Below are 14,667 nucleotides of genomic sequence, written 5' to 3' on the forward strand. Positions count from 1 at the left end.
AAAAGCGAAGGAGGTTATCCTTCGCTTCTTTCTATTAATTAAATGTAATGTTATGTACAGCCTCTTTATCAAGACGTTTAATAACTTCTACAATTAACTTCACTGCGTTTTCATAATCATCACGATGTAACATCGCTGCATGAGAATGAATGTAGCGTGTCGCAATCGTAATTGCCATAGATGGGATACCATTTACAGAAATGTGAATTGCTCCTGCGTCCGTTCCCCCGCCCGCTACAGAATCATACTGATATGGAATTTGTAATTCATCCGCAACATCAACAACGAAATCCCGTAAACCTGTATGACCAATAACCGAAGCATCATATAGAATGATCTGCGGACCATCACCCATTTTACTTTGTGCTTCTTTTGCCGTTACACCTGGTGTATCACCAGCAATACCTACATCTACTGCGAATGCGATATCTGGCTTAATATAGTTTGCAGATGTTTTCGCACCACGAAGACCAACTTCTTCTTGTACAGTCCCAACGCCGTATACAACGTTTGGATGCTTTTCATCTTTTAATTGTTTTAATACGTCAATTGCAATTGCACAACCAATTCGGTTATCCCATGCTTTTGCAAGTAACATCTTTTCATTCTTCATCACTTGGAATTCGAAGTACGGTACAACTTGATCTCCTGGTCGTATGCCCCACTCCATCGCTTCTTCTTGGCTAGAAGCACCAATATCGATGAACATGTCTTTAATTTCAACTGGCTTTTTACGAGCTTCTGGAGGTAAAATGTGCGGTGGTTTTGAACCAATTACACCTGTTACATCTCCTTTACGCGTTACAATCGTTACGCGCTGTGCAAGCATAACTTGCGACCACCAGCCACCCACCGTTTGGAAACGAAGGAAGCCTTTGTCATCAATTTGCGTAATCATAAATCCGACTTCATCTAAATGACCTGCAACCATAATTTTCGGGCCGTTTTCTTCCCCAACTTTTTTCGCAACTAAACTTCCTAAATTGTCAGTAGAAAGTTCATCTGCAAACGGCTCAATATATTTCTTCATTACTTCACGTGGTTCGCGCTCGTTACCCGCAATACCGCGTGCGTCTGTTAATTCTTTTAGCATTGTCAATGTCTCGTCTAATTTTATCATTGCCAACACCCTCCTTTTTCTTCAGTCACTTTATTATACAAAAGGAAATTGAAATATTCAAAAATTAAATTAGTATCCTTGTGTTTGACGCTGATGATTTACTTCATTTTTATCTAAATATGCTTTTTCAATTTCATCTTGTTCAAATTCAAGCGCTTGTCCAAGGCGAAGATAGCTTGTAAATAGTTCAATATAGTTCGTAATAGAAGGTTGATCTGTAAAACGAATTACTTTCGCATATGTGTCTAAGAAAATTTCCACTTGTGTTTTATTCGTTTGCGCACATTTATAGAATAAGAAGTTTTTATCAATTCCTAAATCGATTCCGATTGATAAAATAAAATGTAAACCATCTACGTATTCTTCTAATATTACTTCACGTTCTGAAGCTGGTTTATTGCTCCAATATTTAAAACAACGTGTTTCATTTGCAAGTTCTCCAATTTCTACAAGAAGAGCTAACATTTTTTCTTTTAACAATTTTTTCGGTTGTAAGTCATGTTCTTTCACAATACGGTCATCTAATTCTTTTTGTAATTTAAATAGTTGTAGTAAGTCCATTCTATTGTCCTCCTCCAACATCGCATTTTCCGCAACAATGTTGTTTCATCTCAAAGTTCATTATTATTTTTCGTTTCTTATTAACAAGTCAGCTACCTACATCTTTATAAAGATAGCTTGTCCTTAATTTGCAAATACGTTTCAATCATCACTCATAGATTGTTCACTTGATGAAAGCTCCATATCATCTTTCCATTATAGCAGTGTCGTTTCTGCTAGGAAAGATGCACTTCTCACGAATGAGTTCAAATAAAGTGAAACTTTAATAAGTGGGGGGTTTTGTTCATCCCCACTTATTATTAGCCTTCACCAATCGGGCTTTTACGGGCAGTTGATCTCCCACCTAACTTCTTTGCTCCACCTGAATTTTGAGGTGGGAGTTTTACTGCCCGCAAATAGAGGGATAAAAAAAGTCAGGAGGATTCTCCTGACTTTTTTTATATATTCTTTTATATCGCTATGGCTTTTATATTGATTTTGTCATATCGATAACGACACATCCGTTAATCTTTCCTACTTTCATGTAAAAGTCTCCTCGTTATCGTTACAAAAATTCTTACAAGCACATCTTAATATACTTGAGCAAGAAATAACGATAATAAGTGGAGGATTTTACAATAAATGCAAATAAAAAAACCTTAGAAGAAAATCTTCTAAGGTTTTAAACAATTAGTTAATGTTGTTTTTTGCAACTGTTGCTAATTCAGCGAAAGCTTTTTCGTCATGAACAGCTAAGTCAGCAAGCATCTTGCGGTTAACTTCGATGCCAGCATTTTTTAAACCGTGCATTAAGCGGCTGTAAGAAAGACCATTCATACGAGCTGCTGCGTTGATACGTGTAATCCATAATTTACGGAAGTCACGTTTCTTTTGACGACGGTCACGGAATGCATACATTAGAGATTTCATAACCTGTTGGTTAGCAACCTTAAATAATGTACTCTTAGAACCGTAGTAACCTTTTGCTAATTTTATAACTTTTTTACGACGTTGACGAGTAACTGTACCACCTTTTACTCTTGGCATAATATTACCTCCTAGTTTGTTCTATATATCAGCCGAACTTATTTTAAGTTGTCAAGCATTTGACGAATGCGTTTGAAGTCACCAGCGCTAACTACACCAGCTTTACGTAGTTTACGTTTAGCTTTTGTAGATTTGTTAGCGAATAAATGGCTTGTGTAAGCGTGAGAACGCTTCAGTTTACCAGATCCAGTCTTTTTGAAACGCTTTGCAGCGCCGCGATGAGTTTTTTGTTTAGGCATAGGTATTTCCTCCTCTATCTATTACTTATCGTTTTTCGGTGCTAAAACTAAGAACATACTACGTCCTTCCATTTTAGGCTTAGATTCAATTGTACTAACTTCAGCACAAGCTTCTGAGAAGCGATCTAAAACACGTTGACCGATTTCTTTATGAGTAATGGCACGTCCTTTAAAGCGAATTGACGCTTTAACCTTGTCGCCTTTCTCTAAAAACTTGACAGCATTACGAAGTTTTGTGTTAAAGTCATGTTCATCAATTGTTGGACTTAAACGAACTTCTTTCATGCTAATTACTTTTTGATTTTTGCGCTGTTCTTTTTCTTTCTTCTGTTGCTCAAAGCGGAATTTACCGTAGTCCATAATGCGGCATACTGGTGGTTTCGCATTTGGAGCAACCAATACTAAATCAAGATTAAGACCTGCAGCTAAGTCTAAAGCGTCATTACGAGACTTGATTCCAAGTTGATCGCCGTTTGCGCCAACTAAGCGTACTTCACGTGCACGAATTTGCTCGTTAATCATCATATCCTTGCTAATAGTAAGCCACCTCCAAGGTTTTCTTAGAATACGTTTTGCAATTGTAGAACCCGAACAAAAAAAGTGCGGGCACACGGCACCCACACTTGTAATATCTTTAGTAAGAAATACATTTACCTGCTAACTGCGAATGCGTCCATCAGGTGAGAAGCGGGTGCTTCTACTTGTCAAAACCATATTCTATTATCCTTGATGAGTTTATCATAGGACATGACGTCTGTCAAGAAGACGCGATGTGTTTTACTAACAACAAGAAATATTGTAACAAACAACCAGCATACTTGCAATACTTTTTTATGATAAGTATTGTTTGGTTATTTTTTCTAGATTTTCTTTTTTATAATACATAAAAAAGCCGCGGTATACCGCGGCTCTTTCTTATCGTTTTCCTTCTACCTTAATCATGTCAACAAACGCATCTAATGCGATTGTTTCTGATTTTTGTTCACCATATTTACGTACGTTAACGCCATTTTCAGTAACTTCATTGTCACCTACTACAAGCATGTACGGAATCTTTTGCATTTGTGCTTCACGGATTTTGTAACCAATTTTCTCTTCACGAGTGTCTAATTCAACACGGATACCAGCACGTCGTAATTCATCTTGTACTTTCTTCGCATAGTCTAAATGTACTTGCGGAGAAACTGGAATTACTTGCGCCTGAACTGGAGCTAACCAAGTTGGGAATGCGCCTTTGTATTCTTCAATTAAGAAGGCTACGAAACGTTCCATAGTTGATACAACACCACGGTGAATTACAACTGGACGATGTTGTTTACCGTCTTCACCAACGTAAGTTAATTCAAAGCGTTCTGGAAGTAAGAAGTCTAATTGTACAGTTGAAAGTGTTTCGTCTTTTCCAAGAGCAGTACGAACTTGAACGTCAAGTTTCGGACCATAGAATGCCGCTTCACCTTCAGCTTCATAGTAATCAAGACCCATTTCATCCATAGCTTCTTTTAACATACCTTGTGCTTTTTCCCACATCTCATCATCAGCATAATACTTTTTAGTATCTGCTGGGTCACGATAAGATAGACGGAATGAATAGTTTTCTAAACCGAAATCTTTGTACACTTCTAACGTTAAGTTTACAACACGTTTTAATTCTTCTTTAATTTGATCTGGACGAACGAAAATGTGCGCATCATTTAAAGTCATTCCGCGTACACGTTGTAATCCAGATAATGCTCCAGACATTTCATAGCGGTGCATTGTTCCAAGTTCCGCAATACGGATTGGTAATTCACGGTAGCTGTGAATATCATTTTTATAAACCATCATATGGTGAGGGCAGTTCATTGGACGAAGAACTAACTCTTCATTATCCATTTCCATTGATGGGAACATGCCATCACGGTAATGGTTCCAGTGACCAGAAGTTTCATAAAGCTCTCTACTTCCTAATACTGGAGTGTATACGTGATCATAGCATAAGCTTGCTTCTTTATCAACGATGTAACGCTCGATAATACGGCGAATTGTTGCACCTTTTGGTAACCAAAGTGGTAAACCTTGTCCTACTTTTTGGCTATTAGTAAATAGTTTTAACTCTTTACCTAATTTACGGTGATCGCGCTCTTTCGCTTCTTCAAGCATACGTAAGTGCTCATCTAATTCTGCTTTCTTAACGAATCCAGTACCGTAAATACGTTGTAACATTTTATTATTGCTATCGCCGCGCCAGTAAGCACCAGCAACACTTAATAATTTAAACACTTTAATCTTCCCTGTAGATGGAAGATGAACACCACGGCAAAGGTCGAAGAATTCGCCTTGCTCATAGATTGAAATAACTGCATCTTCTGGAAGATCGTTAATTAAATCTAATTTTAACTCATCGCCGATTTCTTCAAAGCGACGAAGTGCTTCTGCACGTGGTACTTCATGACGAACGATTTCTAAGTTTTCGTTCACGATTTTTTGCATTTCTTTTTCGATTTTCTTGAAGTCTTCAACTGTAATTGCTTCTTCCATATCAATATCGTAGTAGAAGCCATTTTCGATTACTGGACCAATGCCAAGCTCAAGCTTAACATCTTTATATAAACGTTTTAACGCTTGTGCTAAAAGGTGAGCTGTTGAGTGGCGTAAAATATATAAGCCATCTTCAGAATCTAATGTAATAATAGAAACTGCACCATCTTCTTCGATTGGTGTAACAAGATCGATCATCTCATCGTTTAATTTTCCAGCCACAGCTTTTTTCTTTAAGCCTGGGCTAATAGAAGCTGCGATTTCTTCAGTTGTTACTCCTTTTGGAAACTCCTTCACAGCTCCATCAGGGAAAGTAATTTTAACTACATCTGCCATCACTGGTCACTCCTCTTTTTTTTCAAAATAAAAAACACTCATCCCATAAAAAGGGACGAGTGTTGAATTCGTGGTTCCACCCTTGTTCCAATTAACCTTATTGTTAATTGCTCAAGTTCAACATAACGGTGTTGTCCGTTAGCAATTACTAGAAAAACGTTCACTGCTAAAGTTTAGAGGTGGTAAGTAATAATCCCGTACTAGGAAGCTCGCACCCTAAGGCTTCCCTCTCTGAAAATCGTAGATAACTACTCATGTCCTCATCATGACATTTCAATATATTTCATTTATGTAGGTAATTATATGCTCAAAAACTTAGAAAATCAAGGGCGTTACCTTTATTTTTTAAATTTTTCACATTGCGCTCAAACTCATGTAATCCATGTAGTTGCACTCGTTCCTGAAATACATTTCGCAAAGTAATAATCATATTATGATCTTGTTCTTTCGTATATAAATAAATCTTTTTCGGCGAAATAGAAAGAAGTGGTGCAATTACTTTCGTATCGATATATACATCCTGTTTCTTTAATAATTCTTCATCTATATATTGAACCAATTTCTCCTGTTTTAAACGCCTACCTTTATCATCATAGAAAATAAAACTTTCATCAAAAATAAGATGTACACAGGACAAACGTGATTTCCGGCTACTTACTTGTTGGCGAAGTGTCTCAATGAATATTTGGTATTCCTGCTCCATCTTATACTCATCAATTGCAACTTCAGCAAGCTTAGTTACCATTTCCCTATATGTACGAAGACGAAAACGAACGTATGATGAAAACGAGAATGAGAGCGGATCACAAAGCCAATCATTCAAAGACGACGCAATATAAGATTCAAATTTTTGACGTGTTAAATCACTAGATACTCCTTTTCTTCTTTCCTTTAAAATCTCATGTGCCATATGCAATATTTGATGACACTCTTCTTGTTCTTCATAAAAAAACTTTTCCTTTAAAATGGTATGAATCCATTCATTTTGTTTCACATTCATAATGAAATATAGTAATACTGGCAATAAAATCTTTTCAATATAATTTGATTCACATAATGGTATATGAATAACAACCTTTTGTTCGTTTAAATATACACTTGTTTCCTTATATAAGGATTCTGTTCTTTTCGTTAGTTGTCTGTATACGTACACAGCATCATTTTTTTCTTCGAAGCAAATTTCAATCACTTTTGTCCCCCCTTTTATCCCCGCTCTAAAGGATTGCATCTATACGTTACAAATCCTATAAGAGTCCGATCTATGGAAGTTCACTCTTAGTAGAAACCTATCTCCCATTGTTAGAACATCCACTCGATATGGCTTGCTAATTTTATATATATTAAGGGAGGGAGAAAAAAATGATACAAGCTACTCTGAAAAAATGATTAAAATAAAGTGAAACTTTAATCAGTGGAGGTTTTGTCCATCGTTCACTGATTATTAGCCCGCACCAATCGGGCTTTTACGGGCAACAGGGCTCCCACCTAACTTCTTTGCTTTACAGCCGAATTTTGAGGTGGGAGTCTTACTGCCCGCCAATAGCGGGATAAAAAAGAGCAAGCTTCTCAGCTCGCTCTTTACTTATTACGACGATTCTTCCCGCCAATTGGGATTGGCTTCGCTAAATATTTAATTCGTTCCATAATACGGGCCGCTTTCATCTCTTCTGCTTCACCGCGCTGTGTATACGTTAAATGATGTTCCAACTGTTTGAAATCAAAGTTAGATGTAAAGAACGTCGGTAAGTTTTCCAACATACGGAATTGCAAGATTGCACCGAGTACATCATCACGTACAAAACTTGACATCGCTTCTGCCCCGATATCATCTAACATTAATACTTGTACACGTTTGACAGCATCAATCTTTCCGCTAATCGAATTATCTTGAATCGAACTTTTGATTTCACGTAAAAATTCAGGGAAGTATACGAGCATCGAACTAATTTTCTTTCGCGCAAGCTCATTTGCAATTGCCCCTAAAAGATATGTTTTCCCTACACCAAATTTACCGTACAAATATAAACCTTGTGCTTTTTTACCTGGTTCGTATGTGTTTAAAAATTCATTCGTTGCACCTATTGCATCAATACGTGCATCTAAATCTGAAGGGTCTAAATTTTCCATAGTTGCCTGCAAAATGTCAACTGGCATATATACACTTTGAACGAGTTTTTCATATTTTTTTCTCTCATCATATGCTACTTTTCTAATACAACGATCGTATTGAATATCAATCATCTTACCTTGAATGACGAGCTTCGGCTCATATCCTTGTAGCATATTTTTACATGACCCTAAATCTGGACAATCCGCACACCCTACACTTTGTCCAATATATTCATATAACTTCACAAGACTTCGTTCAATCATAGAAGTCGTTACTTCACCTTTATGTTCGTCTATAAATTCTTTCACACGAGGGTGCGCCATCACTTCTGCCTTTAAGACTTCATATCTATTTTTAAAGTTTTTATTTTCCATTAATTTCGTAAATGAATTTTGAATATGCTCCATTTTCTCACCTCAAAGAGCGTTCATTTTCTTTTATTAATCACGCTTATATTTTTTCAATACTTCTTCTAATCGTTTCCGTTCATCTTCTAACGTACTTGCATCTTTTTTCGCACTTACGTCATTTTTTACAGGTTCTTTCTCTTCTTCTTTCGACTCTTCTTTAAGCCAATCTGGTACCATTTCTTTTCGCACTGTTTTCTTCGCTGTACGACCTTTTTTCTTAGTCTCAGCCCACTCTTGATATTGACGATTCTCTTCTTTCGCTAGCGCCATCGCCTCGCCTACTGTACCGACCTTTTTTCGCGCCCAATGTCCAGCAATCTTCTCGACATACGTTTTAGCAAGCTTCATATCTGAGCGTAGCATAACGTAATAAATAAGTACATTCACAACCCCTGGCGTTAACTTTTGATTTATCATTACATCCTCAACGATTTGCAAGTCCGCTTTCGTCGCCTCTGCACCGCCTGAAATCTCTTTCAATAGTTGTTTTGGCGAGATTTCCTCTAACTGTTTCATTAGCATCTCTTCTTGCGTAGATGGCTCTTTCTCTTTCATTGTACGAGCAGCATGAGGTTGCACTCTTTCACTTAATACAGGTAACGCTTGACCATTTTCGAATTGATACCAATCGCGTGCTCCCTTCCGAAGCCTTTCGATATCAATTGTTTGCACTTCTGTCACTGCGCCAAGAACGATATTTTGCATCGATAACACATCCACACCGTACACATAAGCGAGTGTAATAACACATTCTCTCACTTGATCTGTAATCGCCTTTTTAGGAACAAGGGCTGATAGTCCGTCTACAAATAAAGAGAAATCAAAGAAATCGTTCCAAACTTTCGGAGCATCCCCATTCTCGTTACTTGGCATAATTGTTGTTTTCGGGATACGCAGTTCTTCTTGCGCATATTCAAACTGACCTGGGTTAAACGAATCAAATATATCGTTGAAGGAGCGCGTAACATTTTCATAAGAAGCAAAATCGAATTCTTCTTCTAAGAAATATTGCTTTACTTGGTTGTATTTTGTCCGACTCAAGCGATTATATAAAAAGATACTTAAAACAATATCATCAAAAAACTGCTTCGGAGATAAAGGTGGTTGCAATTCATATATAAACATCCGAATATCTTTTTCTTTCTTAATATATACATTTAAAAGGCCAATCGCTTCTAACTTTACTCGTTCCCCATATATTTCAGGAAGTTGCATTTGCATAGTCACCATAAGGGAGTGATGTGTATTCTCTTTTCCAAACACACGATCTTGCTCTAACTCTCCCCATAGTGTCATGTATAAGCTAAAAGCTCTACTACCTATTAACGGCTGATACAACATCGTTAATACTTTCCGGTCGTAATTATGTAACAACCCTTTCGCACTTACTTTATAACGATCAATCGGCAATAGCTCCATCCATGACTGTTTTTCCATTCTTGCTTTTCCTTTCTCTCATCCAATCTAGCCTACATTTCACTCGTTCTATCTTTATTATATAATTTATTAGCGAAAAAGAGCTATTAGCTTCCGCTTCTAGCTCTCTTATCTCGTTTACTTACAGTATATAAAGAGATTCCTTCTACTCTCTCTCTTTTTGCAGTATATCTTTTAATTCTTCAATAAATACATTTAAATCTTTAAATTGACGATACACAGAAGCAAAACGTACGTAAGCAACATCATCAATATCACGAAGTTCTTCCATAACAATTTCACCAATCATATCACTTTTTACTTCTGATATACCTAAGTTACGAAGTTCACGCTCCACACTTTGTGTTACTTCCTCTAACTGCCTTAAAGATACAGGTCTTTTTTCACACGCTTTAATTAAACCGCGTAAAATTTTCTCTTTATTAAACTCTTCTCGTGTTCCTTCTTTTTTAACAACAATAAGAGGTGATTCTTCTACTCTTTCAAATGTCGTAAAGCGACTTAAACAACTTTCACACTCTCTTCTTCTTCGAATAGAGCGCCCCTCGTCTACCGGACGCGAATCTAACACTCTTGTTCCATTATGAAAACAGGATGGACAACGCAATTCATTCACTCCTTTACACTATAATCTTTATTCTTTCGCTACTCACCTACATGTGAAAATATATATACAATATTATATAACTCATTCTTCTATAATGACCACTCTAAGTTATTACATATCGTGATCCTATTTTATATAAACTAAAAAAGAGGTGCATTATACACCTCTTTACATTTTAAATCAATTATGTTCTTTTTTAAAGAGCTTTTGTTTCTCTCTGCTTAATTTCGAAGCTACCAGTGCCTCGAGGAAGCTCGATGCTCTCACGCGTTTTCGCGTTTAAACCTTCTGCAATATATTCTGCAGCAACATTTGGATCAATACGATCCCCACAAGTATAAACATCAATACTTGCGTAACCGTGCTCCGGAAAGCTATGAATTGTTAAATGTGATTCCGAGATAATTACTACTCCACTTACACCTTGTGGTGCAAATTTATGAAAAGCAACCTCACGTACTTCAGCACCAGCTCTTAGTGCTGCATCCACAAATAATTGTTCAATATACGGCATGTCATTAAGCTTGTCGAAATCGCAATCCCAAAGTTCAGCAATCACGTGACGACCCATCGTATCCATAGTATCCATTCTACAGTTCCCCCTTGTAAATTTATTCTAACTGTTCGAATTGAAAACTAATTTGCAATTTGGCTTGCTCCACTACCACGGGGGAAAGTTAGTCCAGAGAGGTCCTAACCCTTTAAGTAGTGACTACGTACCTCAGCTCTTAAGTTTACGAGTGTTAGTATACTTTGTTTATTTTCATTTTGCAACAACAGTTTTTTCGATTTTCTGTCATATTTTCCTCTTTACTTTTCCCTAAAAAAAATTAATGATTCACGAATACAGTAATCCCAACGTTTCGTGGTATGTCCACTATTTAAAAATATACTTATATAATTTTTTTCCTTTTCAGAAAAAAATAAAAAAGAGGGCAAATTTTCACTTGCCCTCTCTCGTTCACTTAAATATGTTGCACATTTTTTTGTTTCGCTAATTCATCAACAACTAACGTTACAAGATCTACAACACGACGAGAGTAGCCCCACTCGTTATCATACCAAGCAAGTACTTTCACTTTACGATCACCCATTACCATTGTAGACAAACCATCAATAATAGCTGAGTGTGTATTTGTATTAAAATCGATAGACACTAAAGGCTCTTCGCTGAATTCTACAATTCCTTTTAATGCACCGTTTGCAACAGTTTTGAATGCTTCATTAATATCTTCAACTGTTACATCACGTTTTACGTCTACTACTAAATCAACAAGAGACACGTTTGGTGTTGGTACACGAAGTGCCATACCATGAAGTTTTCCGTTTAAGTGTGGAAGAACTTTTGCTAGCGCTTTTGCAGCACCCGTCGTTGTTGGAATGATAGACTGTCCGCAAGCACGCGCTCTTCTTAAATCTTTATGTGGGTTATCAATATTTTTTTGGTCATTTGTATAAGCATGAACAGTTGTCATTAAACCGTTTTCAATTCCGAACTGCTCATCTAACACCTTTACAACAGGCGCTAAACAGTTTGTTGTACAAGATGCATTTGAAATAACAGTATGCTTTGTAATATCTAATTGGTCTTCGTTCACACCAACTACGATTGTTACATCTTCATTTTTACCAGGTGCTGTTAAAATAACTTTTTTCGCTCCAGCTTCAACATGAAGAATTGCTTTTTCTTTCGAGTTAAATTTACCAGTTGCTTCAATTACAACTTCAACACCTAGATCTTTCCAAGGCAACTCCTTTGGATCGCGGTTGTTTAAAAGGCGAATCATTTTCCCATCAACTAGTAAGTGATCTTCAAATGCTTCCACTGTTCCGTCAAACTTTCCATGAACTGTATCATATTTAATTAAATGCGCTAACGTTTCTGATGGATAGCTTGCATTTATTGCTACAATTTTGAATGCGCTTTCTTTTATTGCTTGACGAAATACCATTCTCCCGATACGTCCAAATCCATTAATTGCCACACGAGTCATAATATGTTATCCCCCTTGAATGCGTTATACTATTTATCTCCAATCCCAATAATAGTATAACACAAAAAGGAGATATGTCACTAAGCATTTTCATTAATTTCACAATTTTTTAATCAATAATGTTCCATTCTTTCAAAATAGAGGCTAATTGTGTTTTCGTTCCAGTAATTGTGCCATCATTATAAATTACTTCATCTGCCTTCTTTACTTTTTCTTCTAATGGCATTTGAGATTGAATACGAGCCGTTGCTTCTTCTTCTGAAAAGTTATTTCGTTTCATTAAACGTTCCAATTGCGTATTCGGTGTGACTGCTACAACTAAAACACGATCAACGAGATTTGTTAATTTACTTTCAAACAAAAGAGGGATATCTAACACAACCGCTTGCATATCTTCTTTTATGTACATCTCCTTTTGTGCATTCATTTCTTCACGCACTGCAGGATGAACAATTTCGTTTAACTGCAATCGTTTTTCTTCATTATAAAAAACGACACTCCCAAGCTTTGGTCGATCAAGCTCTCCATCTTTTTGTAACACTTCCGTTCCGAACACCTCTACAATTTTGTTATATGCCGGTTTTCCTCGTTCTACAACTTCTCGCGCAATAATATCTGCATCAATAACCGGTATACTCATTTCACGAAACATTTCTGATACCGTACTTTTTCCGCTTGCAATGCCTCCTGTTAATCCAATTACTACTGTCATAATAATCCTCCTCACAATATTAAAGGCGCGAAACTAATGTTCCACGCCCCTACTTACATTTTCCAAATTCCAATAATAATGAGTAATACCCCAGGCAGGAATGTAAATTTTTGTAACCATTTCATATTTGATAAAATCGTACCGAGCTTCATTCCAATAAATAAAAATAAAGAACTCATAACCGCGACTAATACCGCCATCATCGCGGGTGCATAACCTAATAAAGATGCACCAATTCCAGCACCAAACGAATCTATAGAAAGAGCGATACCGAGAAGTAACGCTTCTCCTGCAGAGATAGTTCCTGATTTATCAAAATCCGCAACTGTCGGCTTCCGCAAAATTTGAATCACTAGCCCGAGTGAAGCAATTTCTAATTTCCAAACCTTCTCCTCTTGCTTTGGTTCTTCTTTTTTATCACTTCGAAAAAATTGGTATAATACCCAAATTCCAATTCCAATAAGAACAAGCCCACCGATACGCGTTGCGATAACAGGTGAAAATATTTTCGCGATCATATGTCCAATTCCCATGGAAACGAGCATTACAGCTGCTGAACAGATCCCGATAATTATAATTGATCTTAGTGGAATTCTTACGCTTCTTAAACCATATGTTAGCCCTACACTACAGCTATCTAAGCTTAATGTAAAAGCTAATAAAATAAGAGATAAATAAAGGTACATCGGTAAGCTCCTCCCTTATACATAGCCCTGCTGTATGTATATGACAAATGCCTATCCGATGTTATCTCTTTTCTATATTCTCGGCTGACAAATCGGGCAGTAATGCGTTCCTCTTCCGCCAACAACTGTTTTCTCTAATATCGTACCGCAAGTAACACACGGTTCTCCTTTTTTCCCATATACATTTAGAAGTTCTTGGAACGAACCAATTTGTCCTTGTGAATTAATATACGTTCTAATTGTACTTCCGCCTCGCTTAACAGCTTCGCCCAGCGTTGTAACAATCGCCTCGTAAATTCTTTCTACTTCTTCTTTTGTTAAAGATGCAGCTTCTCGTTCTGGGTGAATTTGAGAACGGAATAACACTTCATCTACATATATATTTCCAAGCCCTACTAAAAGACGCTGATCTAATAATACGACTTTTATTTTACGATTTGTTTTTTGCAATCTTTCTTGTAAATACTGCGGTGTCAATTCAGCATCAAATGGCTCCGGGCCTAAGTCAGCAAGAGGCATTTGATTCAACTCTTCACCTTTCTTAAAGAGATGCATCGTACCAAACTTTCTCACATCTTTATAATGTAATTCAGTTCCATCTGTAAATAAGAAACGGACGTGCGTATGTTTATCAATCGGCTCATCCTCTTGATGAAGTAAAAACTTACCTTCCATGCGCAAATGTGAAACAATTACATAGTTCGTTACATACAAAAGCAAAAACTTACCTCTTCGCTTTATATTTTCAATTGTCTCGCCTCTTAGCATTTCTTTAAAAATTTCTGCATCATCCGGTCGTTTTACTATTTTGGGATAAGTAATAACGACATCTTCAATCGTTTTTCCTGTTACAAGATTTTCAAGCGTCCGTCTAACGTTTTCAACCTCTGGTAATTCCGGCATTTCATCACG

The 14,667-nt window shown here is 36.8% G+C and carries 15 protein-coding genes and 2 other annotated features; all 15 genes read right to left on the minus strand.

Annotated features, from left to right (window positions below; all coding sequences use genetic code 11):
* Positions 1 to 34: 34 nt before the first annotated feature.
* Positions 35 to 1,120: a M42 family metallopeptidase gene (locus QCI77_RS23280; RefSeq protein WP_002088917.1), complete on the minus strand. Its 1,086-nt coding sequence runs from the start codon at positions 1,118 to 1,120 to the stop codon at positions 35 to 37.
* 69 nt (positions 1,121 to 1,189) lie between these two features.
* A complete protein-coding gene (locus QCI77_RS23285; protein ID WP_002015469.1) occupies positions 1,190 to 1,681 on the minus strand; it encodes a dUTP diphosphatase in 492 nt (163 codons plus the stop codon).
* 669 nt (positions 1,682 to 2,350) lie between these two features.
* A complete protein-coding gene (rplT, locus tag QCI77_RS23290) occupies positions 2,351 to 2,707 on the minus strand; it encodes a 50S ribosomal protein L20 (RefSeq protein WP_001138364.1) in 357 nt (118 codons plus the stop codon).
* A gap of 38 nt (positions 2,708 to 2,745) precedes the next feature.
* Positions 2,746 to 2,946 carry a 50S ribosomal protein L35 gene (gene rpmI / locus QCI77_RS23295; RefSeq protein WP_001125945.1) on the minus strand — a complete coding sequence of 67 codons (201 nt, stop codon included), beginning with the start codon at positions 2,944 to 2,946 and terminating at the stop codon, positions 2,746 to 2,748.
* Between the two features lie 21 nt (positions 2,947 to 2,967).
* A complete protein-coding gene (gene infC / locus QCI77_RS23300; protein ID WP_002015470.1) occupies positions 2,968 to 3,471 on the minus strand; it encodes a translation initiation factor IF-3 in 504 nt (167 codons plus the stop codon).
* A 63-nt stretch (positions 3,472 to 3,534) separates the two neighbouring features.
* Positions 3,535 to 3,655: a sequence feature (ribosomal protein L20 leader region), on the minus strand.
* A gap of 206 nt (positions 3,656 to 3,861) precedes the next feature.
* The gene (thrS, locus tag QCI77_RS23305) at positions 3,862 to 5,799 is read right to left on the minus strand and encodes a threonine--tRNA ligase (RefSeq protein WP_353825521.1); all 1,938 of its coding nucleotides are present in this window, start codon (positions 5,797 to 5,799) and stop codon (positions 3,862 to 3,864) included.
* Positions 5,800 to 5,847: 48 nt separating this feature from the next.
* Positions 5,848 to 6,075, minus strand: a binding site (T-box leader).
* Positions 6,076 to 6,106: 31 nt separating this feature from the next.
* The gene (ytxC, locus tag QCI77_RS23310) at positions 6,107 to 6,988 is read right to left on the minus strand and encodes a putative sporulation protein YtxC (protein ID WP_061673936.1); all 882 of its coding nucleotides are present in this window, start codon (positions 6,986 to 6,988) and stop codon (positions 6,107 to 6,109) included.
* Between the two features lie 389 nt (positions 6,989 to 7,377).
* Positions 7,378 to 8,316: a primosomal protein DnaI gene (gene dnaI, locus QCI77_RS23315; protein WP_002015473.1), complete on the minus strand. Its 939-nt coding sequence runs from the start codon at positions 8,314 to 8,316 to the stop codon at positions 7,378 to 7,380.
* A 33-nt stretch (positions 8,317 to 8,349) separates the two neighbouring features.
* Positions 8,350 to 9,756 carry a replication initiation and membrane attachment family protein gene (locus QCI77_RS23320; protein ID WP_002015474.1) on the minus strand — a complete coding sequence of 469 codons (1,407 nt, stop codon included), beginning with the start codon at positions 9,754 to 9,756 and terminating at the stop codon, positions 8,350 to 8,352.
* Positions 9,757 to 9,901: 145 nt separating this feature from the next.
* The gene (nrdR, locus tag QCI77_RS23325; RefSeq protein ID WP_001203686.1) at positions 9,902 to 10,363 is read right to left on the minus strand and encodes a transcriptional regulator NrdR; all 462 of its coding nucleotides are present in this window, start codon (positions 10,361 to 10,363) and stop codon (positions 9,902 to 9,904) included.
* A gap of 196 nt (positions 10,364 to 10,559) precedes the next feature.
* A complete protein-coding gene (gene speD / locus QCI77_RS23330) occupies positions 10,560 to 10,943 on the minus strand; it encodes an adenosylmethionine decarboxylase (protein ID WP_002003660.1) in 384 nt (127 codons plus the stop codon).
* Between the two features lie 385 nt (positions 10,944 to 11,328).
* Positions 11,329 to 12,357 (minus strand): glyceraldehyde-3-phosphate dehydrogenase, encoded by a 1,029-nt coding sequence (locus QCI77_RS23335; protein WP_002129350.1) that lies wholly within the window; start codon positions 12,355 to 12,357, stop codon positions 11,329 to 11,331.
* Positions 12,358 to 12,466: 109 nt separating this feature from the next.
* Entirely contained in the window at positions 12,467 to 13,069 is a 603-nt protein-coding gene (gene coaE / locus QCI77_RS23340; protein WP_088034060.1) for a dephospho-CoA kinase, read from the minus strand.
* A 53-nt stretch (positions 13,070 to 13,122) separates the two neighbouring features.
* Positions 13,123 to 13,755, minus strand: a complete 633-nt coding sequence (gene ytaF / locus QCI77_RS23345; protein WP_002034279.1) for a sporulation membrane protein YtaF — start codon at positions 13,753 to 13,755, stop codon at positions 13,123 to 13,125.
* Positions 13,756 to 13,827: 72 nt separating this feature from the next.
* On the minus strand, positions 13,828 to 14,658 hold the full coding sequence (gene mutM, locus QCI77_RS23350; RefSeq protein ID WP_002034280.1) for a DNA-formamidopyrimidine glycosylase: 831 nt from the start codon (positions 14,656 to 14,658) through the stop codon (positions 13,828 to 13,830).
* Between the last annotated feature and the right edge of the window lie 9 nt (positions 14,659 to 14,667).

This window comes from Bacillus cereus group sp. MG9 (assembly GCF_040459995.1).
Lineage (GTDB): Bacteria > Bacillota > Bacilli > Bacillales > Bacillaceae_G > Bacillus_A > Bacillus_A mycoides.

Bases quoted from the DNA above. Each gene is read 5' to 3' on its own strand.
- QCI77_RS23280 (WP_002088917.1), bottom strand. From the start codon at position 1,120: ATGATAAAATTAGACGAGACATTGACAATGCTAAAAGAATTAACAGAC.
- QCI77_RS23285 (WP_002015469.1), bottom strand. From the start codon at position 1,681: ATGGACTTACTACAACTATTTAAATTACAAAAAGAATTAGATGACCGT.
- rplT (WP_001138364.1), bottom strand. From the start codon at position 2,707: ATGCCAAGAGTAAAAGGTGGTACAGTTACTCGTCAACGTCGTAAAAAA.
- rpmI (WP_001125945.1), bottom strand. From the start codon at position 2,946: ATGCCTAAACAAAAAACTCATCGCGGCGCTGCAAAGCGTTTCAAAAAG.
- infC (WP_002015470.1), bottom strand. From the start codon at position 3,471: ATGATGATTAACGAGCAAATTCGTGCACGTGAAGTACGCTTAGTTGGC.
- thrS (WP_353825521.1), bottom strand. From the start codon at position 5,799: ATGGCAGATGTAGTTAAAATTACTTTCCCTGATGGAGCTGTGAAGGAG.
- dnaI (WP_002015473.1), bottom strand. From the start codon at position 8,316: ATGGAGCATATTCAAAATTCATTTACGAAATTAATGGAAAATAAAAAC.
- QCI77_RS23320 (WP_002015474.1), bottom strand. From the start codon at position 9,756: ATGGAAAAACAGTCATGGATGGAGCTATTGCCGATTGATCGTTATAAA.
- speD (WP_002003660.1), bottom strand. From the start codon at position 10,943: ATGGATACGATGGGTCGTCACGTGATTGCTGAACTTTGGGATTGCGAT.
- QCI77_RS23335 (WP_002129350.1), bottom strand. From the start codon at position 12,357: ATGACTCGTGTGGCAATTAATGGATTTGGACGTATCGGGAGAATGGTA.
- coaE (WP_088034060.1), bottom strand. From the start codon at position 13,069: ATGACAGTAGTAATTGGATTAACAGGAGGCATTGCAAGCGGAAAAAGT.
- ytaF (WP_002034279.1), bottom strand. From the start codon at position 13,755: ATGTACCTTTATTTATCTCTTATTTTATTAGCTTTTACATTAAGCTTA.
- mutM (WP_002034280.1), bottom strand. From the start codon at position 14,658: ATGCCGGAATTACCAGAGGTTGAAAACGTTAGACGGACGCTTGAAAAT.